Source organism: Streptomyces sp. SirexAA-E, assembly GCF_000177195.2.
GTDB lineage: Bacteria > Actinomycetota > Actinomycetes > Streptomycetales > Streptomycetaceae > Streptomyces > Streptomyces flavovirens.
This window is the reverse complement of record NC_015953.1, coordinates 5550671-5571871: the sequence shown is the minus strand read 5'-3', so window position 1 is coordinate 5571871 and position 21201 is coordinate 5550671. Positions and strand designations below refer to the sequence as shown.

Here is a 21201-nt window from a genome sequence, read left to right as displayed (position 1 = left end):
AGGCTGGTCCTTTCCTTCCTTCTCGCCTACCGGGTTAGCTGACGGGTTCGGAGCAGGAAGGTCTCCTACGGGCACCTGGCACGCGCGGGCGCAGGTGTCCGATTCACCCCAGGGACTGCATTGGGTCCCCGGCTCCCCAGGCTCGCGCCTGACGGGGACTCGGCGATGACTGCCCGGTGCCACGGATGCGGCACAGGTCTGACGGACAGCCGGGCCGACGCTAGGCCGGAGACCTTTCCCTCACCAAACGGACAAGCCGATTTGTTGCTCATCCCACAGGGTGAAACCCCCATTTGGTTCTGAAACCGGCAAAAGGGAAGCCCCGGCGGGCAGCTGCCCGCCGGGGCCCGGTTCGTCCGTGGCGTCAGCCGCTGACGACCGTCACCTCTCCGATGCCCAGAGCCCTGACGGGCTCCGCGATCCGGGAGGCGTCCCCCACGAGGACGGTGACCAGACGGTCGACCGGGAAGGCGTTCACCACGGCGGCAGTGGCCTCGACCGTGCCGGTCTCGGCCAGACGCGCGTACAGGTGGGCCTGGTAGTCGTCCGGAAGGTGCTGCTCCACCTGGTCGGCCAGGGTCGCCGCGACCGAGGCGGCCGTCTCGAACTTCAGCGGGGCGACACCCACGAGGTTCTGCACGGCGGTCTCGCGCTCCGCGTCGGTGAGCCCTTCGGCCGCCAGGGTGCGCAGGACCTTCCACAGGTCCTCCAGCGCGGGCCCGGTGGACTCGGTGTCCACGGAACCGCTGATGGCGAGCATCGCGGCACCGGTCGTCCCGGAGGAGGACCCGGGCGCCGTCGAGCGCAGCACCTGCCCGAAGGCCCGCACGCCGTAGGTGTAGCCCTTCTCCTCGCGCAGGACACGGTCCAGCCGCGAGGTGAGGGTGCCGCCCAGGCAGTACGTGCCGAGGACCTGGGCGGGCCAGACGCTGTCGTGCCGGTCGGCGCCGATCCGGCCGATCAGCAGCTGGGTCTGCACGGCCCCGGGGCGGTCCACGACGACCACACGGCCCGTGTCGTCCGCGGTGATGGGCGGCACGGGGCGGGCCGGAGCCGTGTTGCCCGACCAGTCGCCGACGGTGTCGGCGAGCAGCGCGTCCAGGTCGACCCCGGTGAGGTCCCCGACGACCACCGCGGTGGCGGTGGACGGGCGGACATGGGCGTCGTAGAACGCCCGTACGGCGGGGGCGTCGATCCGCCGCACCGTCTCCTCGGTGCCCTGGCGCGGCCGGGACATCCGCGCCGTGGCCGGGAAGAGCTCCTTGGAGAGCTGCTTCGCGGCGCGGCGGGCCGGGTTGGCCTGCTCGTGCGGGATCTCGTCGAGCCGGTTGCCCACCAGGCGCTCGATCTCGTCCTCGGCGAAGGCCGGGGCCCGCAGCGCCTCGGCGACGAGGCCGAGGGCCTTGGCCAGCCGGGAGACCGGGACCTCCAGCGACACACGCACCCCGGGGTGGTCGGCGTGCGCGTCGAGCGTGGCGCCGCAGCGCTCCAGCTCGGCAGCGAACTCCTCCGCGGAGTGCTTGTCGGTGCCCTCGGACAGTGCGCGCGCCATGATCGTGGCCACGCCGTCCAGCCCCTCCGGCTCGGCGTCCAGGGGCGCCTGGAGGAAGATCTCCACGGCGACGACCTGCTGTCCGGGCCGGTGGCAGCGCAGCACGGTCAGGCCGTTGGGCAGGGCTCCTCGCTCGGGCGCCGGGAAGGCCCAGGGCCTGGCCTCGCCCGCGGTCGGCTGCGGGTGGTACTCCATCGCTACTCCCGTCACGGCGGCGTCGGTCACTTGTCCGCCCCCTCGTGCGCGTCGGTGCCGGCCGCCTGGGCCGCGTCGCCGGAATCCTCGGTCTCGTCGGCCGGTTCGACGGGCTCGTAGACCAGGACCGCCCGGTTGTCGGGGCGCAGATGCGCCTGGGCGGCCTCCCGCACCTCGTCGGCGGTCACGTCGAGCACCCGCCCCACCGCGGTCAGGGCGAGCTGCGGGTCGCCGAACAGGACGGCGTACCGGCAGAGTTCGTCGGCGCGGCCGGCGACCGTGCCGAGCCGGTCGAGCCACTCGCGTTCCAACTGGGCCTGGGCCCGTTCCATTTCCTCCGGGGTGGGGCCTTCCGCCGCGAAGCGGGCCAGTTCCTCGTCGACGGCCGCCTCGATCCGCGGCACCTCGACGCCGCCGGACGTCTTGACGTCCAGCCAGCCCAGCGAGGGCGCTCCGGCGAGCCTGAGCAGCCCGAATCCCGCGGCCACCGCCGTACGGTCGCGGCGGACCAGGCGGTTGTGCAGCCGGGACGACTCACCGCCGCCGAGCACGGTCAGCGCCAGGTCGGCGGCGTCGCACTCCCGGGTGCCGTCGTGCGGCAGCCGGTAGGCGGCCATCAGCGCGCGTGCCGGGACCTCCTCGTGCACCACCTCACGCAGCTGCTCGCCGATGATGCCGGGGAGCGTGCCGTCACGCGGCGGCTGCTTGCCGTCGTGGGACGGGATGGAGCCGAAGTACTTCTCGATCCAGGCCAGCGTCTGCTCCGGGTCGATGTCGCCGACGACCGAGAGCACCGCGTTGTTGGGCGCGTAGTACGTACGGAAGAACGCGCGGGCGTCCTCCAGCGTCGCGGCGTCCAGATCGGCCATCGAGCCGATCGGGGTGTGGTGGTACGGGTGGCCCTCCGGGTAGGCCAGAGCCGTGAGCTTCTCGAACGCGGTGCCGTAGGGGACGTTGTCGTACCGCTGGCGGCGCTCGTTCTTCACTACGTCGCGCTGGTTCTCCATCGACTCCTCGTCGAGCGCGGCGAGCAGCGAGCCCATCCGGTCCGCCTCGAGCCACAGGGCCAGCTCCAGCTGGTGCGTGGGCATCGTCTCGAAGTAGTTGGTGCGCTCGAAGCTGGTGGTGCCGTTGAGGGATCCGCCGGCGCCCTGCACCAGCTCGAAGTGCCCGTTCCCCTTGACCTGGCCGGAGCCCTGGAACATCAGGTGCTCGAAGAGGTGAGCCAGACCGGTGCGGCCCTTGACCTCGTGGCGGGAGCCGACGTCGTACCAGAGGCAGACCGCCGCGACCGGGGTCAGATGGTCCTCCGAGAGCACCACGCGCAGGCCGTTGGCCAGGCGGTGTTCGGTCGCCGTCAAACCGCCGGAACCGGCCTGGGCTGTGGCCGTGTGACCCATGGGCATGTACGTCCCTTCGATCGGTACAGGATTTCCTGCCGGACCTGCCACTGTAAGCAAGCGCACGGGCACCTGGCGAAGTTCCCGCCGGGTGAATGTTGTCGCGGATTCCCCTGTCGAGGGGGTACAGCGACGTGCGCCCGGGGCACTTCGGACGGGTCGAGGTCGGCGTTGTCAGTCGGGCGGGCCACAATGGTCGGCGTCAGAACCTGAGGTTGCCCGACAGAATCTGTGAAGGAGTCGCAGCCGCGATGGCCCGCCGCAGCACCAAAACCCCGCCGCCGGACGACTTCGAGGAGAAGATCCTCGACATCGACGTCGTCGACGAAATGCAGGGCTCCTTCCTCGAGTACGCGTACTCGGTGATCTACTCCAGGGCGCTGCCCGACGCCCGCGACGGCATGAAGCCCGTGCACCGTCGCATCGTGTCCCAGATGAACGAGATGGGGCTGCGCCCGGACCGCGGCTACGTGAAGTGCGCCCGGGTCGTCGGCGAGGTGATGGGCAAGCTGCACCCGCACGGTGACGCGTCGATCTACGACGCGCTGGTGCGCATGGCCCAGCCGTTCTCCATGCGGCTGCCCCTCGTCGACGGGCACGGCAACTTCGGCTCGCTCGGCAACGACGACCCGCCGGCCGCCATGCGGTACACCGAGTGCCGGATGGCCGACGCCACATCCCTGATGACGGAGTCGATCGACGAGGACACGGTCGACTACCAGTCGAACTACGACGGCCAGGAGCGGGAACCGGTCGTCCTGCCCGCCGCCTACCCGAACCTCCTGGTCAACGGGGCGTCCGGGATCGCCGTCGGCATGGCGACGAATATGCCTCCGCACAACCTCGGCGAGGTGATCGCCGCGGCCCGCCACCTCATCCGGCACCCCAACGCCGACCTCGACGCGCTGATGCGGTTCGTGCCGGGCCCGGACCTGCCGACGGGTGGCAGGATCGTGGGGCTCGGCGGCATCAAGGACGCGTACGCGTCCGGCCGCGGCACCTTCAAGATCCGCGCCACGGTCGCCATAGAGAGCGTCACGGCCCGCCGCAAGGGCCTCGTCGTGACCGAACTCCCCTTCTCCGTCGGGCCGGAGAAGGTCATCGCGAAGATCAAGGATCTCGTCGGTGCGAAGAAGCTCCAGGGCATCGCGGACGTCAAGGACCTCACGGACCGCGAGCACGGTCTGCGGCTGGTGATCGAGGTCAAGAACGGCTTCGTTCCGGAGGCCGTCCTGGAGCAGCTCTACAAGCTGACGCCGATGGAGGAGTCCTTCGGCATCAACAACGTGGCGCTGGTGGACGGTCAGCCGCTCACACTCGGCCTCAAGGAACTCCTGGAGGTCTACCTCGACCACCGGTTCGAGGTGGTGCGCCGGCGCAGCGAGTTCCGCAGGACCAAGCGCCGCGACCGGCTGCACCTGGTCGAGGGCCTGCTCGTCGCCCTGCTGGACATCGACGAGGTCATCCGGCTCATCCGCGACAGCGACAACTCGGCGCAGGCGAAGGAGCGCCTGATGGAGCGCTTCTCGCTGAGCGAGATCCAGACCCAGTACATCCTGGACACCCCGCTGCGCAGGCTCACCCGCTTCGACCGGATCGAGCTGGAGAGCGAGCGGGACCGGCTCAACGACGAGATCGCCGCGCTGACCGCGATCCTGGAGTCGGACGCGGAGCTGCGCAAGCTCGTCTCGTCCGAACTGGCGGCGGTGGCGAAGAAGTTCGGCACCGACCGGCGTACGGTGCTGCTGGAGTCGGCGGGTTCGCAGGTGGCGTCCGTGCCGCTGGAGGTGGCCGACGACCCGTGCCGGGTGCTGCTCTCCTCCACCGGTCTGCTGGCCCGTACCGCCAACGCCGACCCGATCGTCGTGGCCGAGGACACCAAGCGCACCAAGCACGACGTGATCGTCTCGGCGGTCCCGGCGACGGCGCGGGGCGACGTGGGCGCGGTGACGTCCACCGGGCGGCTTCTGCGCCTGTCGGTGATCGATCTGCCACAGCTGCCCGACACGCACACGGCCCCCACCCTGTCGGGAGGGGCGCAGATCTCCGAGTTCCTCACGCTGGAGACGGGTGAGGAGCTGATCTGCCTCAGCACGCTGGAGGAGGAGTCACCGGGCCTGGCCATCGGCACCCTCCAGGGGGTGGTGAAACGCGTGGTGCCCGACTATCCGCCCAACAAGGACGAGTGGGAGATCATCTCGCTGAAGGACGGCGACCGGATCGTCGGCGCCACTCAGCTGCTGACGGGCGAGGAGGACCTGGTCTTCATCACGTCCGACGCGCAACTGCTGCGCTATCCCGCCGCGCAGGTGCGTCCGCAGGGGCGAGCGGCGGGCGGCATGACGGGGATCAAGCTCGGGGCGGACGCCGCCGTCCTCTCGTTCACCGCGGTGGATCCCGCGGCGGACGCCGTGGTGTTCACGGTCGCCGGGTCGCACGGCACGCTGGACGACTCGGAACGCACCTGGAAGCTCACCCCGTTCGACCAGTATCCGCGCAAGGGCAGGGCCACCGGAGGGGTGCGCTGCCAGCGCTTCCTGAAGGGCGAGGACGTCCTGGTGTTCGCCTGGGCCGGCGGTGTCCCGGCGCGTGCCGCGCAGCGGAACGGGACTCCTGCCCAGCTGCCCGCGCCGGATCCGCGCCGTGACGGTTCGGGGACGCCGATGACGAGCCAGGTGGCGGTGGTCGCCGGACCGCTGCCGCTGTAGGGGGCGGAGCTCTCCGGTGGCCGGGAGGCTCAGTCCTCGTCCGGCTGCCGGACGTACCGCAGGACGCCCCACATGCTGCGTTCCAGCTCGTCGATGGCGTCCTGCGGCGCCTCCCCGGTGCCGGACCGTCCGGACTGCGGGCGACCGGTGGGGCCACGGCCGGGTTCAGTCCGGCAGTCGGCCAGTTCCTTGTGCAGCGCGTCCCCGTCGATGCCGGAGCCGATCAGCACCAGCTGGGTGCGGCGTGCTTCGTCCCGGACCCATGGCCTCGGCACGAACCGCAGGAATCCGCCGACGGCGTGCAGGGCGTACGCGTTGCCCCGGTCGCCCGCGCCGAAGTCGGCGAAGCCCTTGATCCGGTACAGCCCCGGGGGCCGGGAGTCCAGGAACGCCATGAAGCGGCGCGGGTCCATCGGCACGTCCGAGGTGAAGGAGACGCTTTCGTACGCCGCGTGCAGATGGTCCGCGTGATCGCCGTCCGCCTCCTGGTCCGCCTCGCGCAGCAGGTCCTCGAAGGTCAGCTGGCGGGCGTGGTCGTCCTCCTCCTGCCGCAGCACGGGGTCGAAGAGCAGCCCGGGGTCGATCCGCCCGTGGACGGCTCCGATGACTGCCGCCCCGCTCCCGGTGGAGGCTACGGCCTCCCGCACGGCGTCCAGCCGCGCTTCGGGCACCCGGTCCGTCTTGTTCAGGACGACGAGGTCGGCGACGGTGAGGTGGCGGTCCATCTCCGGGTGCCGCTCGCGGGTCTCCAGGAACTCGGCGGCGTCGACCACCTCGACCAGCCCCCCGTACCGGACGCGCGGATTGTCGCTCGCCAGCAGCATCCGGACGAGTTCCTGGGGTTCGGCGAGGCCGCTCGCCTCGATGACGATCACGTCGAGGCGGGCGGCCGGTTTGGTCAGCGTGGCGAGGTACACGTCGAGTTCCCCGGCGTCCACCGCACAGCACAGGCACCCGTCGCCCAGTGACACGGTCGAGCCGACCTGGCCGGCGACGGTCATGGCGTCGATCTCGATGGCACCGAAGTCGTTGACGATCACCCCGATCCGGTTGCCGGCGCGGTTGCGCAGCAGGTGGTTGAGCAGGGTCGTCTTACCGGAGCCCAGAAACCCCGCGAGGACGACGACCGGGATCTGCGGGGCGTGGGTCGGGGTCAACGGGGGCCTTCCTCGGGGTGATCAGGGTGCCGGCACGGGCTGGGGCGGCGGGGGCCCGGCATAGCGGGCCGCCGGGCGGATGATCTTGGGGTCCTCCGCCTGTTCCAGGATATTGGCGCTCCATCCGACCACACGTGCCGCGCAGAAGGTGGGGGTGAACATCTCGCGCGGCAGCCCGCACAGCTCCATGACCACTCCGGCGTAGAACTCGACGTTGGTGTGCAGCTCACGTCCCGGCTTGAGCTCGGCGAGTACGGCCTCGACCTGCCGTTCCACCTCCATGGCGAAGTCGACGAGAGGGCCGCCGAATTCCTGTGCGATGGAGCGGAGCATGCGGGAGCGCGGGTCCTCGGTACGGTAGACGGGGTGCCCGAAGCCCATGATCCGGCGGCCGCCGAGGACCTGCTCGCGGATCCAGCCGTCGATGCGGTCGGGGGTGCCGATGGCGTCCAGAGTGTCCAGAGCCCTGCTGGGCGCGCCGCCGTGCAGGGGCCCGGAGAGCGCGCCGACGGCGGCGACGAGGCAGGCGGCCATGTCCGCCCCGGTGGAGGCGACGACTCTGGCGGTGAACGTCGACGCGTTGAAGCCGTGGTCGATGGTCGAGACGAGGTACCGCTCGACGGCGGCGGCGCGTGCGGCGTCCGGTTCGGCGCCGGTGAGCATGTACAGGTAGTTCGCGGCGAACGGCAGGTCGTCGCGGGGAGCGACCGGTTCGAGCCCTTCACCGAGCCGGTACAGGGCGGTGAGCAGGGTGGGGACCGCCGCGCACAGAGCGAGCGCGTCCTCGCGGCGCCGGTCACCGGTGAGGTCGTAGACGGGCCGCAGTCCGGCGGAGGCGCCCAGCAGGGAGAGGGCGGTCCGCAGCCCGGCCAGGGGCCCGGAGACGGTACCGGCGCGTGCGATGCCGGGCAGCGCGGCGCTCACCCCGGCGGGCAGATGCCGCAGACCGGCGGTACGGGCCGCGAAACCGGCGCTCTCGGCCCGGTCGGGAAGCTCTCCGTGGACCATCAGATACCAGACGTCCTCGAAGCTGCGCGTCTGTGCCAGGTCGATCGCCGAGTAGTGGCGGTAGTGGTAGAAGCCCTCGCGACCGCGGACGTCGCCGAGCGCGGTGTCGGTGACGATCACACCGGCCAGGCCGCGGGGTACGTCGAGCGGGGCGGGATCCGTACGCAGAGCGGACATGTCGGGCCACTCCTTTCGTTCCTTCGTTTCGCTTCACCGGTTTCGCTTCCTGGTTCGGGAAGCGCTGGAGCATTGATTTAACTGTTCATGATTGACTGGCAACTCGTCAATATTGATTGAATCAATACACAGGTCTCGATGGATGCGGACGGCTATGGATACGGTGGCCCCATGACGCGAGAGGCAGCACGGGGAACGGGCTCGGACGAAGCTGCGGACACCGGGGCTCCCCCCGCGGGACGGCGGCTCACCACCCGGGAGACGGCGGAGCTGCTGGGTGTGAAGCCCGAGACCGTCTACGCCTATGTGAGCCGGGGGCAGCTCGGCAGTGTGCGGGCCCCGGGCAGCCGGGGCAGCACCTTCGACGCGGACGAGGTGGAGGCGCTGGCGCGGCGTACCGGGCGCAGGGAGCAGCCTCCCACTCCCCCGGCCGGCCAACCGGTCATCCGTACCGGCATCACGCTCATCGAGCAGGACCGGTACTACTTCCGGGGTGTCGACGCGACGGAGCTGGCCCGTCGCTGCGGTTTCGAGGAGGTCGCCGAGTGGATCTGGACGGGTGAGCTCACGGTGGGTGCCCGATTCACCGCGCCGCCCGAGTCCCTGTCGGCCGCACGGCGCGCCGTGGCGGCCCTGCCGCGGCACAGCGGTGCGACGGACCGGCTGCGGGTGGCGGTGGTCGCCGCCGCCTCCGCGGATCCCCTGCGGTTCGATCTCTCGCCGGGCGGGGTGCTGAGCAGCGCGCGCGGCCTGATCCCCACGATGGCGGGCGCGCTGCCGCCGGTCGGCAGGGGACCGTCGCGGGACGGCGAGGGCGGCGGCCCTGAGGTGTCCCTGGCCCACCAGCTGTGGCCGCGCCTGTCGAACGTGCCGGCCGACGGGGCGTCACTGGCCGTACTGGACACGGCACTTTCGCTGCTGGCCGACCATGACCTGGCGGCCTCGACCCTGGCGGCACGAGTGGCCGCGTCCGCTCACGCCCATCCGTACGCCGTGGTCTCCGCCGGTCTCGGGGTGCTGGAGGGGCCGCTGCACGGTGCCGCGAGCGGCCTGGCGCACCGGATGCTGACCGAGGTGGTGGACCGGGGCAGCGCGGCGCCGGTGGTCGCCGACCATCTGCGCACGGGGCGACGAGTACCGGGGCTGGGCCATCGTCTCTACACCGGCGAGGACCCGCGCGCCGAGGTGCTGTTCGGCCTGCTCGCCGAGGTGCCCGAGGCGGCCGCCGCCCTGGAGGCCGCCCGCGACGTGGTCAGCACCACCGCCCGCCACGCGCCGCTGCACGCCAATGTGGACCTGGCGCTGGCCGTCCTGTCGGTGTCCTGCGGCATGCCGGCGGACGCGGGGGAAACGGTGTTCGCGGTGGCCCGCACGGCGGGCTGGATCGCGCACGCGCTGGAGGAGTACGCGGAGCGGCCCCTGCGGATGAGGCCCAGCGGTCAGTACGAAGGCATGCGGCCGCCGCAGCCCTTCCCCGGACCTGCGGAGCGGACCGGCCCCGCAAAATAACAACACGCAGCCGGAAATTCTTCTGGGCGGGGTCCGTCTCCGGTACCGCCCGGTCAGCGGCGGGGCGGCTGGGCCGTCGAGCCCCGCACCACCAGTTCGGGTTCGAAGAGCAGTTCGTCGGAGGGGACCGTACGGCCGCCGATCTGCACCGACAGCAGCTCGACCGCGGCACGACCCATCGCCTCGATGGGCTGGCGCACCGTGGTGAGCGGCGGCTCGGTGCAGTTCATGAAGGCCGAGTCGTCGTACCCGACGACCGACACGTCGGCGGGCACGGACAGTCCCCGGCGGCGTGCGGCGCGCACCGCGCCCAGAGCGAGCGGGTCGCTGGCGCAGATGATGCCGGTGACCCCTTGGTCCAGCAGACGCATGGCGGCGGCCTGACCGCCCTCCAGCGAGAACATGGCGCGGGCCACCCACTCGTCCGGCACCGAACTCCCCGCGCTCTCGGCGAGCGCCCGAGCGGCGGCGAGCTTGCGCTGCGAGGGCACGTGGTCGGAGGGACCGAGGACGAACCCGATCCGTTCGTGGCCCAGTGAAGCGAGGTGGCGCCACGCCTGCTCCACCGCCACCGAGTCGTCGCAGGAGACGCCGGGGAAGCCGAGCCGGGCGATCGCGGCGTTGATCAGCACGACGGGGATCTTCCGGTCCGCGAGCACGCGGTAGTGATCGTGCGGGGCGTCAGCCTGGTGGTACAGGCCGCCCGCGAACACGACACCGGACACCTGCTGCTGCAGGAGGAGTTCGACGTAGTCGGCCTCGGAGACCCCGCCCTTGGTCTGGGTGCAGAGCACGGGGGTCAGGCCCTGCTGGGCCAGCGCGCCGCCGACGACCTCGGCGAAAGCCGGGAAGATCGGGTTCTGCAGTTCGGGCAGGACCAGGCCGACCAGCCGGGCGCGTTCCCCGCGCAGTTGCGTCGGCCGCTCGTAGCCGAGGACGTCGAGGGCGGAGAGGACGGCTTGCCTGGTGGCGTCGGAGACGCCCGGCTTGCCGTTGAGAACCCGGCTGACCGTGGCCTCGCTGACTCCCACTTTCCGGGCAACCTGAGCAAGTCGTCGCGTCATGAACGCAAGATTAGCGCAAGAAACGCAAGGCGATTGCGTTGGCTCGGAAACCATGGAAAGGCTCACAGACGGAGCCGCCGGAGGCAAGAGGCGCCCCGTCTCGTCCCCGCCCGACCCGGCCCGGCCCGGCCCGTCCCGGCTCGTCCCCGCCCGACCCGTCTCGTTCCCGCCCGGCTTGGGACCTGCTTCGATGCCGCCTCCCGGGACCGCGGTGCAGTCCTACACCGCCCCGGCCCCCGTGAGCGCGCGGACCTCCGTCTCGGCGTGCTTGGCCTCGTCGGGCGGTTCCGGAGAGGTGACCGTGCCGATCCAGCCGGCCAGGAAACCGGCGGGGACGGACACCAGTCCGGGGTTCTCCAGGGGGAAGAGCTGGAAGTCCGCACCAGGGAGGAGCGACGCCGGGCTCCCTGACACGACCGGGGAAAGGATGACGAGCAGGACGGCGGGAATCAGTCCCCCGTAGACGGCCCAGACCGCTCCGCGGGTGGTGAAGCCTCGCCAGAACAGCGAGTAGAGCAGCGCCGGGAGGTTCGCGGAGGCCGCGACGGCGAAGGCCAGCCCCACCAGGAACGCGACGTTCAGATCCTGGGCGAGGAGCCCCAGCGCGATGGCCACCACGCCGATGCCCACCGCGGCCGCCCGCGCGACGCCGACCTCGCCGCGCCGCTCCGTACCCGGCCGTCGCCACGAGGCGTACAGGTCGTGGGCGACGGAGGCCGAGGAGGCCAGAGTGATCCCGGCGACGACCGCCAGGATCGTGGCGAAGGCGATGGCCGCGACCACGGCGAACAGCACCGTGCCGCCCGTGGACCCCTCACCGCCGCCCAGGACCGTCGCCAGCAGCGGAACGGCCGTGTTCCCGGAGGCGTTGGACGCGCGTACGTCCGCGGAACCGACCAGCGCGGCCGCCCCGAACCCGAGCACGATCGTCATCAGGTAGAAGCCGCCGATCAGGCCGATCGACCAGACGACGGAACGCCGCGCCGCCCGGGCCGTCGGCACGGTGTAGAAGCGCGACAGGATGTGCGGGAGGCCCGCCGTGCCGAGCACGAGGGCCAGACCGAGGCTGATGAAGTCGAGGCGCGCGGTCCAGGACCCGCCGTAAAGCAGCCCGGGCGACAGGAAGTCGCCGCCTTGCCCGCTGCGTTCGGCGGCGGAGCTGAGGAGGGTGTTGACGTTGCCGTGGAAATGGACGAGGACCAGGACCGTCAACGCCACGGCCCCGGCCATCAGCAGGACGGCCTTGACGATCTGGATCCAGGTCGTGGCCCGCATGCCGCCCAGGGACACGTAGATCACCATGAGGGCTCCGACACCGACCACCGTCCAGGATCGGGCGGTGTCGCCGGTGCCGCCGAGCAGCAACGCGACAAGGCTTCCCGCGCCCACCATCTGCGCCACCAGGTACAGCACGGAGACCGTGACGGACGAGACACCCAGAGCGGTGCGCACCGGGCGCTCAGCCATCCGCGCGGCGACCACGTCGGCAAGGGTGAAGCGGCCGCAGTTGCGTACGAGTTCGGCCACCAGCAGCAGGACGACGAGCCAGGCGACGAGGAAGCCCACGGAGTACAGCATGCCGTCGTAGCCGTAGAGGGCGATCAGTCCCGAGATCCCGAGGAAGGAGGCTGCGGACATGTAGTCCCCGGCGATGGCGAAACCGTTCTCCATGGGCGAGAACAGCCGGCCGCCGGCGTAGAACTCCTCGGCCGAACCTCGCCGTTTCCGGCTCACCCAGGTGGTGATGGCGAGCGTCACAACGACGAACGCGCTGAACAGAAGCAGCGCCAGGGTCTGGTGGCCGCCGCTCACCGCTCGGCCCCTCGCGTCATCTCCTGGGTGTCCCAGCGCAGATCCAGTGCCGCACGGTCGCGGTGCAGCCGTGCGTGCCGGACATATGCCCAGGTCAGCAGGAACGTGGTGAGAAACTGCCCCAGCCCCGCGAGCATGGCCACGTTCATCACACCGGCGACGGGCCGCGCCATCAGACCGTGAGCGGTGGTGGCCGCGACGACGTAGGCCAGATACCACAGGAGGAAGGCGGCTACCGCCGGAACCACGAACCGTCGGTAGCGGCGCCGGACTTCCCGGAAGGCCGCGCTGCGCTGCACCTCCAGGTAGACGTCGGCCGCACTGTGCCCCTGCTCCTCCCGGCGCCCGGTCCGGCTGTCCGGCGCTGCCGCCGCGACGCCGTCCGGCGCGCACCGTCCCGGCGCCGGCACGTCGTACCACGGGTCGTCCGGCCACATCGCTGCGACATCCGGCCCTGCTTCCTTCTCCACCGAACAACTCCCTTGTCCACGAGCCTTTTCGGCCGCGTAGCCAAGAATGGTCAGAGCCAGGGTGATCCTGGCTCTTCATCCGGCGGGCTTCACCATTTCAGGTGAAGGAAGTCCGGGGAGGGCGTGCGAGCCCCCTGCCGTACGCGTACCGCACGGCCTGTGTCCTGTCCCGTGCCCCGGTCTTGGCGAAGAGGTTGTTGATGTGTGTCTTCACCGTCGCCGCGGAGACGTGCAGGGCTCGTGCGATCTCCCTGTTGGAGAGCCCCTCGGCGATCAGCACCAGCACCTCGGCCTCGCGCGGTGTCAGGCCGTCCGGCAGCTCGGAGGGCAGGGCGCAAGGCGCCGGAACCGTCTCGCTGCCCGTGACCCGCTCCAACAGGCGTCTCTGCACCTTCGGAGAGAGCCCCGCCTCGCCCGACATCACCGCGTCGATCGCCTGGACGATCTCCTCTCCCCGTGCGTCCTTGGTGAGGTATCCCCGGGCACCCGCCTGCAGCGCGGTGAAGAGCGAATCGTCGTCCGCGAAGGTCGTCAGGACCACCACCTGGGTACGGGGGTGCTCCTTCCGGATCCGGCGCGTCGCCTCCACCCCGTCGCAGCGGGGCATTCTCAGGTCCATCAGCACCACGTCGGGTGCCTTCTCCGCGACGAGCGCGACCGCTTCGTCCCCGTCCTTCGCGGCCCCGACCACTTCGATGCCGGGGAGCAGGCCCAGCAGCATCACGATTCCCTCGCGCACGATCGCCTGGTCGTCGGCGACCACCACCCGTGCGCTCACGTGGGCACCCGCAGATTCACCACGAACCCCTCCTCGTCCGGTCCTGCCTCCAGCGTCCCGCCGAGCAGTTCGGCGCGTTCCCTCATCCCCAGGAGACCGTATCCGGAGCCACTGACAGCGAGCCCGCCCGCGGCCCGGGAGCCGCCCGAGTCCCGCACCTCCAGCGCCACCGCGTCCGGCAGGTACTCCAGCCGCATCCTCAACCCCGCACCCGGAGCGTGCTTACGGGCATTGGTCAGCGCCTCCTGCGCCACTCTGCGTACCGCCTGGGATGCCTCGGCGGCCAGCGGTCTGCGCTCCCCCGTCACGAGGAGGTCGGCAGGCTCGCCCGCGACCAGCTGCCGCAGGAACTCCTCCACCGGTGTCATCTCACCGCGCAGCGCGGAGAGCGCCTGCCGTGTCTCCGCGAGGCCGTCCTGCGCCATCGAGCGCGCCGCGACCACCCGCTCCAGCACCTGGTCGCGGAAACCCCCGGGCGGCTCGCGCTCGATCAGCAGCCTGGCCGCCTCCAGATGCACCATCTGCGCGGAGAGGCTGTGGGCGAGGACGTCGTGGATCTCGCGGGCGATCCTGGAGCGCTCCGCCAGGGCGGCCGCCCCCGCCTCGGCGGCCCTGGCTGCCCGCTCCTGGGCGAGGAGTCGCTGAGCACTCCCCCGGGCCTCGGCGTCGAGCCGCAGGACGTATCCCCCCAGGCACAGGCCGCCGGTGGTGACCACCGTCGTCAGCCACCCGTCGCTCTTGACGGCGGCGTAGGCCACCAGAGCCACCAGGGTGGGGGGTACGGCGGCGCAGAGCGGAAGCCGCTCCAGAGCCGTGACCGCGCAGCCGCACCACAGCAGCACGGCGAGCGCCCCGGCGCCGGCCTCCTCGGCCCCGTACGCCGCCGCCATCAAGGCCAGCAGCAGCCCGAGGGATGCCCACAGCCGGTGGTCCAGTGTGGTGCGGAAGAAGGCCCGAGCCATCACCCCGCACACGGCCGCGCCGACCAGGCCGACCGCGATCTGCCAGGGTGCGAAGGGCCCGTCGGCGAAGGTTCTCCACAGAAGGCCGATCAGAACCGCGCCCCAGACGAAACTCCTGAGCGCAGCCCGGGCCCTGGTGCTGGGCTCACGCCTCAGAGCCTCTCTGGACGGCCAGCTGGTCCAGGTACCGCGGTTCACACACGCTCCTTCCGCTGGGCCAGGGTGGCGTACGCGGGCCCGCCACCCGAGTCTTCGGCGTCCTGCGCGCCACCCCCCGCGCGTATGCCCAGGGCCCTGCTCGCCAGCACCCCGCCTCGGGCGAGCAGCATCGCCGCCAGTGACATGAGAAGGGGCGCGGCCGACTGGTGCACGCCGGCCAGGACGGCCGCACCGGCCAGAGAGGCCCGAAGCGCCAGCCCCGCCGACCAGACCCAGACCGTGGCCTTGGTGCCGTTGCTCCACACCGAGCCGTCCGGCCCCTGCCACATCCGGGCGGTCCACCCCCATCCGGCGCCGGTGACGAGTCCGACGAGGAGCCCCGCCGCGAGCAGCAGTACGGACAGGGTCCCGTGGCGCGGATCGAGCACCGCGCCGTTCCGTGCGGCGACGAGGAGCAGGACTCCCGGCAGGACCCACCACCGCTGGTCGGCGGTGATCTTCTGTGCCGAGAACTGGCGCACGACGACGAGCGCGATCACCGCGACGATCAGCAGGGTATTGACAAGCTCAGGCATGGCGGTCTCCGGAGTGCGGGAAGGGTCCAGGCCTTCGACGCTACGGAAACGCCGTGGTCAGGGGATCGGCTCACGGGTTGATCGCGGGTGGAGAAGCCCCCTCCACCCGTGGGTGGAGGGGGCTGGGACGGGGCCGGTCAGCGGTTCGGGTCAGACGTCGATACGCGAGCGGTCCAGCGTCGCCGCCGAGCTGGTGATGAACTCCTTGCGGGGCGCCACCTCGTTGCCCATGAGCAGGTCGAAGACCTGCTCGGACGATTCCAGGTCGCCGATGTTGATCCGCCGCAGCGTGCGGTGACGCGGGTCCATCGTCGTCTCCGCGAGCTGGTCCGCGTCCATTTCACCGAGGCCCTTGTAGCGCTGGATCGAGTCCTTGACCCGGACGTTCTTCCGCTGGAGCTCCAGCAGGGTCTGCCGCAGCTCGTTGTCCGAGTAGGTGTAGATGTACTTGTCCTGCCCCTTCTTGGGCTGGACCAGCTCGATCCGGTGCAGCGGGGGCACCGCGGCGAAGACCCGTCCCGCCTCCACCATCGGCCGCATGTAGCGCTGGAAGAGCGTGAGCAGCAGGGTGCGGATGTGGGATCCGTCGACGTCGGCGTCCGTCATCATGATGACCTTGCCGTAACGGGCGGCGTCGATGTCGAAGGTGCGGCCTGACCCCGCTCCTATGACCTGGATGATCGCGCCGCACTCGGCGTTCTTGAGCATGTCCGAGACGGACGACTTCTGGACGTTGAGAATCTTCCCCCGGATGGGGAGCAGCGCCTGGAACTCGCTGTTCCGGGCCAGCTTCGCCGTACCGAGGGCCGAGTCGCCCTCCACGATGAAGAGTTCGCTGCGCTCCACGTCGTCGCTGCGGCAGTCGGCGAGCTTCGCCGGCAGGGACGAGGACTCCAGCGCGGTCTTGCGGCGCTGTGCGTCCTTGTGCTGGCGGGCCGCGATGCGGGTGCGGGCCGCGGCCACCGCCTTGTCCAGCACCGCCCTGGCCTGGGCCTTGGCGTCCCGCTTGGTGGAGGTGAGGAATGCCTTGAGCTCCTTGGCCACCACGTTGGCCACGATCCTGTTGGCCGCCGAGGTGCCCAGCACCTCCTTGGTCTGCCCCTCGAACTGCGGCTCCGCCAGCCGTACGGTCACCACGGCGGTCAGGCCTTCGAGGGCGTCGTCCTTGACGACGTCGTCCTCGGCGACGCGCAGCAGCTTGGTGGAGCGCAGTGCCTCGTTGACCGTCTTCGTGAGCGACCGCTCGAAGCCTGAGACGTGGGTGCCGCCCTTGGGGGTGGCGATGATGTTGACGAAGGACCTGACGGTGGTGTCGTACCCGGTGCCCCAGCGGAGGGCGATGTCCACGCCCAGCTCGCGGGTGACCTCGGTCGCCGTCATGTGGCCGCGGTCGTCCAGGACCGGCACGGTCTCCTTGAACGTGCCGGTGCCGGTCAGGCGCTGGACGTCGCAGACGGCCTTGTCCTGCGCCAGGTACTCGCAGAACTCGCTGATTCCGCCGTCGAAGCGGAACGTCTCCTCCGTCTTGCCCTCGCCGTTGATGCCGCGCTCGTCGCGCACGACGATCGTGAGGCCGGGGACGAGGAACGCGGTCTGGCGGGCCCGCTGGTACAGCGTCTCCAGGTCGAGCTTGGCGTCCTTGAGGAAGATCTGGCGGTCCGCCCAGTACCGCACCCGGGTACCCGTGCGCGTCTTGGGGATCCTCTTCCCCTTGCGCAGGCCGTTGGCGGGGTCGAAGGGGCTGTCGGGCCCCTGCTCCGTGAACATGCCCGGGACACCGCGGCGGAAACTGATCGAGTGGGTCGTGCTGTTGCGGTCGACCTCGACGTCGAGCCGGGCGGAGAGCGCGTTCACGACCGAGGCACCGACACCGTGCAGGCCGCCCGACGCGGCGTACGAGCCGCCGCCGAACTTTCCGCCGGCGTGCAGCTTGGTCATGACGACCTCGACGCCGGAGAGGCCCGTCTTGGGCTCGACGTCGACGGGGATGCCCCGGCCGTTGTCGCGGACCTCGACGGAGGCGTCGTCGTGCAGGATGACCTCGATCGCGTCGCAGTAGCCCCCGAGCGCCTCGTCGACGGAGTTGTCGATGATCTCCCAGAGGCAGTGCATCAGCCCGCGGCTGTCCGTGGAGCCGATGTACATACCGGGGCGCTTGCGGACCGCCTCGAGCCCCTCGAGGACGAGGAGGTGCCGCGCTGTGTAGTTGGAGCTCTCCCTGTCTGCGCCGCCTGCTCCGGTCAGCAGCGCAGTGGACGGCACGGAATCGGCGGTCACGCGGTTCGCTCCTCGCTGAATTTCATCTGGGGTGCCCATGGGGGTCGGGCTCGGCCTCGGTAGCCGCTGAGAGCCTACAGAGGCCTGGTAGAGCGGTTGTGACGCCACCCGGTGGGAATCCTTATGCTAGTGCAGCCTCGCATACACGTTCGATCATTCGTTGGAGTGACGTGCACATCACGTTCCCTTCGAGGCATGAACCATTTAGGCTCCGGGCACGTCCTCATGAACAACCGGCAAGCCAGCCGGCGGACCGGCCCACCCAAGCAACGCGAAACCGTAGCGCTACGCAATACGGCACATTCGCCGCCAACCGGCAACAGACAGCCATCCCGAGAAGAAGTTTCGAAGAAATGCCACGAGCGGGAACGTTTTCGGCCTGGTTGGATGTTGACCCTGGTACGACAGCTCGTCGAGCTAGAGAAGAGGCGACGTGACTACTGTTCTGACCCCCGCGAGCCCGCTGACCGCAGCAGACCGCTGTGACCGTTGCGGCGCCCAGGCCTATCTGCGCGTCGTGCTGATCAGTGGCGGTGAACTGCTCTTCTGCGCCCACCACGGACGCAAGTTCGAGCCGGAACTCAAGAAGATCGCCGCGGAAATACAGGATGAGACGGATCGGCTCACCGCCGCGCAGGCAAGTGCTGCCGACGAGGAACACTGACACCTCGCATCCACGACGAGCACGGGCCCGGTCCATGACCGGCCGACGGGCGGCCTTCCCGGTAGGGAGAGCCGCCCGTTCTCATATGTCCGCGCCGACCGGTCAGGTCCGGTCGGCCATCCACCCGACGGCGGCGGAGATCCGCGTATAGACCCCAGGGTTCCCAGGGCTGCCGCAGCCGCTGCCCCAGGACACCAGGCCGATGAGCCGCCCACGGGCCACCAGAGGGCCTCCGCTGTCGCCCTGGCAGGCGTCCCGCCCTCCGGCCGTGTCACCGGCGCAGAGCATCGACGAGGCGTCGTACGTGCCGTACGTGCCCCCTGGGTAGGCGCGGGCGCACGTGGTGTCCGGCAGTACCCGCACCTGCGTGGCGCGCAGGGCGGACGCGTAGGCGCCGTAACCCGTGGTGTCCCCCCACCCGTACACCGTGGCCCCGTTACCAGGCGTGTACGCCTCGTCCCCCGCCGTGGCCATCGGGATGACGCTGCCCTCGGGCAGCGCCCGCTCCAGGGTGAGCACCGCCAGGTCGCCCGCGTTGGTACGGGAGTCGTAGTCGGGGTTGGACCAGGTGGAGCGGACCGGGATCTCCTGACCACCCGGACCACTCAGTTCGTCGCGTCCGGCGATCACCTTCAGGTCGGGCACCTCGGAGACGTCGCCGCCGAGGACGTCCGGCCGCAGGCAGTGCGCGGCCGTGAGCGCCTTGGTGGGCGCGATCGCCACCGCGCCGCAGAACTGTCCGGCGCGCGTTCCCCCGAACCGGTCACGGCTCGACAGGGCCACGGCCCACGGGCTGTCTGCGACGGCGGCGGGGCTGCCGCCCACGACGATGCTGTCCGCGGCCGCGGGGGCGGACAGGCCGACGGGTATCACCGCCGCCACGGCGGCCAGCGCGAAGGCCAAGGGGAGGGTGCGGACCACGACACGGGGCATGGGAGCTCCTGACTCCGAGGTGAACGATGCCTACTCAGCGTCATTCGCCCGCGTGGCCTCCGCACCCGCACCGCACAGCCCGAGGGCCCGGAACCGACCAGGTTCCGGGCCCTCGGGCTTGTGTTCGCGACGCGATCTAGTCCAGGTAGTCGCGCAGGACCTGGGACCGCGACGGGTGGCGCAGCTTCGACATCGTCTTCGACTCGATCTGACGGATGCGCTCTCGCGTCACGCCGTAGACCTTGCCGATCTCGTCCAGCGTCTTCGGCTGGCCGTCGGTGAGGCCGAAGCGCATCGAGACCACACCCGCCTCGCGCTCGGAGAGCGTGTCGAGGACGGAGTGCAGCTGCTCCTGGAGAAGGGTGAAACTCACTGCGTCGGCCGGAACGACCGCCTCGGAGTCCTCGATCAGGTCTCCGAACTCGCTGTCGCCGTCCTCACCGAGCGGCGTGTGCAGCGAGATCGGCTCACGGCCGTACTTCTGGACCTCGATGACCTTCTCGGGGGTCATGTCGAGCTCCTTGGCGAGCTCCTCCGGGGTGGGCTCACGGCCCAGGTCCTGGAGCATCTGGCGCTGCACCCGGGCGAGCTTGTTGATGACCTCGACCATGTGCACCGGGATACGGATGGTGCGGGCCTGGTCGGCCATGGCGCGGGTGATCGCCTGACGGATCCACCAGGTGGCGTACGTGGAGAACTTGTAGCCCTTGGTGTAGTCGAACTTCTCGACCGCGCGGATCAGGCCGAGGTTGCCTTCCTGGATCAGGTCCAGGAAGAGCATGCCGCGGCCGGTGTAGCGCTTGGCCAGCGAGACCACGAGCCGGAGGTTGGCCTCCAGCAGGTGGTTCTTGGCCCGACGGCCGTCCTCGGCGATGATCTCCAGCTCGCGCTTGAGCTTCGGCGCGAGCTTGTCGGAGTTGGCGAGCTTGTCCTCGGCGAAGAGGCCGGCCTCGATGCGCTTGGCGAGCTCGACCTCCTGCTCGGCGTTGAGGAGCGGGACCTTGCCGATCTGCTTCAGGTAATCCTTGACCGGGTCGGCCGTGGCGCCGGCGACGGCGACCTGCTGCGCGGGCGCGTCGTCCTCGTCGTCGTCGGAGAGGACGAAGCCCTTGTTCTCGCCCTCGCCCTCCTCTTCCTCACCCTTGCCGGCCTTGACGTCCTCGACGGCCTCGTCACCGTCGAGGAGCTCGTCGTCCTGCTTGCCGGACTTCTTGGTGGCCGTCTTCTTGGCCGCCGTCTTCTTCGCGGCGGTCTTCTTGGCGACCGTCTTCTTGGCCGCGGCCTTCTTCGCGGGAGCGGCCGCGGCGGCGTCGTCGGCCGCCGTGCCCGTGCCCTCGGCCGCCGGGGCGGCCGTGGCCGCGACGGTCCGGGTCACGGTCGTCTTGGCCGCGACGGTCTTGGTGGCGGTGCGCTTGACCGGGCTCTTCGCTGCGACGCTCTTGCGGGCGCGCTTCGGCGACTCCGCGGCACTGACCATCAGCGTCACACCCTCTTCCTCGAGGATCTGGTTGAGGCTGCGCAGAACGTTCTTCCACTGGGTTGGCGGAATCTGGTCAGCCTCGAAGGCCCGACGCACGTCATCGCCGGCGATCTGCCCATCAGCCTTTCCCCGCTCGATGAGCGCCATCACAGACTCGGACTCGGCGATCTCCGGCGGGAGCGTACGGGATGTGCTGGCCGACACGAACAACCTCTCGGAACGATGGAAACGGCTTCCGGCCCGGCTCTGGAGAGAGCTAGGACCGACGACCGGCGGCTGGGGATGTCGCCGACGGCGCGGGCTTGGCCTCAGAACTGCACA

At 70.6% G+C, this 21201-nt stretch carries 16 protein-coding genes and 1 riboswitch; of the genes, 3 read left to right on the top strand and 13 right to left on the bottom strand.

Going from position 1 to position 21201, the window contains the following annotated elements; translation table 11 throughout:
• Positions 1-8: 8 nt before the first annotated feature.
• Positions 9-175, bottom strand: a riboswitch (cyclic di-AMP (ydaO/yuaA leader).
• 189 nt (positions 176-364) lie between these two features.
• A complete protein-coding gene (locus SACTE_RS24890; protein WP_014048780.1) occupies positions 365-1747 on the bottom strand; it encodes a pitrilysin family protein in 1383 nt (460 codons plus the stop codon).
• 26 nt (positions 1748-1773) lie between these two features.
• Positions 1774-3153 carry a pitrilysin family protein gene (locus SACTE_RS24885; protein ID WP_014048779.1) on the bottom strand — a complete coding sequence of 460 codons (1380 nt, stop codon included), beginning with the start codon at positions 3151-3153 and terminating at the stop codon, positions 1774-1776.
• Between the two features lie 245 nt (positions 3154-3398).
• Here SACTE_RS24885 and SACTE_RS24880 point away from each other — a divergent pair, with 245 nt between their 5' ends.
• Positions 3399-5855: a DNA topoisomerase IV subunit A gene (locus tag SACTE_RS24880; protein ID WP_014048778.1), complete on the top strand. Its 2457-nt coding sequence runs from the start codon at positions 3399-3401 to the stop codon at positions 5853-5855.
• Between the two features lie 29 nt (positions 5856-5884).
• On the opposite strand, the gene SACTE_RS24875 is transcribed toward SACTE_RS24880, so the two are convergent.
• Positions 5885-7012 carry a GTP-binding protein gene (locus SACTE_RS24875; protein WP_014048777.1) on the bottom strand — a complete coding sequence of 376 codons (1128 nt, stop codon included), beginning with the start codon at positions 7010-7012 and terminating at the stop codon, positions 5885-5887.
• A 21-nt stretch (positions 7013-7033) separates the two neighbouring features.
• Positions 7034-8197, bottom strand: coding sequence for a citrate/2-methylcitrate synthase (locus SACTE_RS24870; RefSeq protein ID WP_014048776.1), 1164 nt, complete (start codon positions 8195-8197; stop codon positions 7034-7036).
• A 171-nt stretch (positions 8198-8368) separates the two neighbouring features.
• Between SACTE_RS24870 and SACTE_RS24865 the strand changes: the two genes are divergently transcribed.
• The gene (locus SACTE_RS24865) at positions 8369-9706 is read left to right on the top strand and encodes a citrate synthase (protein ID WP_019993294.1); all 1338 of its coding nucleotides are present in this window, start codon (positions 8369-8371) and stop codon (positions 9704-9706) included.
• A gap of 53 nt (positions 9707-9759) precedes the next feature.
• Here the strand turns inward: SACTE_RS24865 and SACTE_RS24860 are convergent, their stop codons facing one another.
• The 7 genes from SACTE_RS24860 to SACTE_RS24830 form a co-directional block, all read right to left on the bottom strand.
• Positions 9760-10770 (bottom strand): LacI family DNA-binding transcriptional regulator, encoded by a 1011-nt coding sequence (locus SACTE_RS24860; RefSeq protein WP_037759055.1) that lies wholly within the window; start codon positions 10768-10770, stop codon positions 9760-9762.
• 219 nt (positions 10771-10989) lie between these two features.
• On the bottom strand, positions 10990-12582 hold the full coding sequence (locus SACTE_RS24855; protein ID WP_014048773.1) for a cation acetate symporter: 1593 nt from the start codon (positions 12580-12582) through the stop codon (positions 10990-10992).
• Complete coding sequence (locus SACTE_RS24850) at positions 12579-13052, bottom strand: DUF485 domain-containing protein (protein ID WP_014048772.1); 474 nt, start codon at positions 13050-13052, stop codon at positions 12579-12581. The genes SACTE_RS24855 and SACTE_RS24850 overlap by 4 nt, the downstream gene beginning before the upstream one ends.
• Positions 13053-13149: 97 nt before the next feature.
• Positions 13150-13830: a response regulator transcription factor gene (locus SACTE_RS24845; protein ID WP_019993292.1), complete on the bottom strand. Its 681-nt coding sequence runs from the start codon at positions 13828-13830 to the stop codon at positions 13150-13152.
• Positions 13827-14990, bottom strand: coding sequence for a histidine kinase (locus tag SACTE_RS24840; RefSeq protein WP_014048770.1), 1164 nt, complete (start codon positions 14988-14990; stop codon positions 13827-13829). Before SACTE_RS24840 ends, SACTE_RS24845 begins: the two co-directional genes overlap by 4 nt.
• Positions 14987-15526, bottom strand: coding sequence for a DUF1453 family protein (locus SACTE_RS24835; RefSeq protein ID WP_014048769.1), 540 nt, complete (start codon positions 15524-15526; stop codon positions 14987-14989). The genes SACTE_RS24840 and SACTE_RS24835 overlap by 4 nt, the downstream gene beginning before the upstream one ends.
• A gap of 150 nt (positions 15527-15676) precedes the next feature.
• Complete coding sequence (locus tag SACTE_RS24830; RefSeq protein WP_014048768.1) at positions 15677-17803, bottom strand: DNA topoisomerase IV subunit B; 2127 nt, start codon at positions 17801-17803, stop codon at positions 15677-15679.
• A gap of 433 nt (positions 17804-18236) precedes the next feature.
• Between SACTE_RS24830 and SACTE_RS24825 the strand changes: the two genes are divergently transcribed.
• A complete protein-coding gene (locus SACTE_RS24825) occupies positions 18237-18467 on the top strand; it encodes a hypothetical protein (RefSeq protein ID WP_014048767.1) in 231 nt (76 codons plus the stop codon).
• 102 nt (positions 18468-18569) lie between these two features.
• Here the strand turns inward: SACTE_RS24825 and SACTE_RS24820 are convergent, their stop codons facing one another.
• Together SACTE_RS24820 and SACTE_RS24815 are read right to left on the bottom strand one after the other, a co-directional pair.
• A complete protein-coding gene (locus SACTE_RS24820; protein WP_014048766.1) occupies positions 18570-19400 on the bottom strand; it encodes a serine protease in 831 nt (276 codons plus the stop codon).
• A 136-nt stretch (positions 19401-19536) separates the two neighbouring features.
• Positions 19537-21084: an RNA polymerase sigma factor gene (locus SACTE_RS24815; RefSeq protein WP_014048765.1), complete on the bottom strand. Its 1548-nt coding sequence runs from the start codon at positions 21082-21084 to the stop codon at positions 19537-19539.
• Positions 21085-21201: the final 117 nt, after the last annotated feature.

Coding starts and splice junctions, on each gene's coding strand:
- SACTE_RS24860 (WP_037759055.1), bottom strand. CDS start 10,770: ATGACGCGACGACTTGCTCAGGTTGCCCGGAAAGTGGGAGTCAGCGAG.
- SACTE_RS24820 (WP_014048766.1), bottom strand. CDS start 19,400: ATGCCCCGTGTCGTGGTCCGCACCCTCCCCTTGGCCTTCGCGCTGGCC.
- SACTE_RS24870 (WP_014048776.1), bottom strand. CDS start 8,197: ATGTCCGCTCTGCGTACGGATCCCGCCCCGCTCGACGTACCCCGCGGC.
- SACTE_RS24865 (WP_019993294.1), top strand. CDS start 8,369: ATGACGCGAGAGGCAGCACGGGGAACGGGCTCGGACGAAGCTGCGGAC.
- SACTE_RS24890 (WP_014048780.1), bottom strand. CDS start 1,747: ATGGAGTACCACCCGCAGCCGACCGCGGGCGAGGCCAGGCCCTGGGCC.
- SACTE_RS24880 (WP_014048778.1), top strand. CDS start 3,399: ATGGCCCGCCGCAGCACCAAAACCCCGCCGCCGGACGACTTCGAGGAG.
- SACTE_RS24835 (WP_014048769.1), bottom strand. CDS start 15,526: ATGCCTGAGCTTGTCAATACCCTGCTGATCGTCGCGGTGATCGCGCTC.
- SACTE_RS24885 (WP_014048779.1), bottom strand. CDS start 3,153: ATGCCCATGGGTCACACGGCCACAGCCCAGGCCGGTTCCGGCGGTTTG.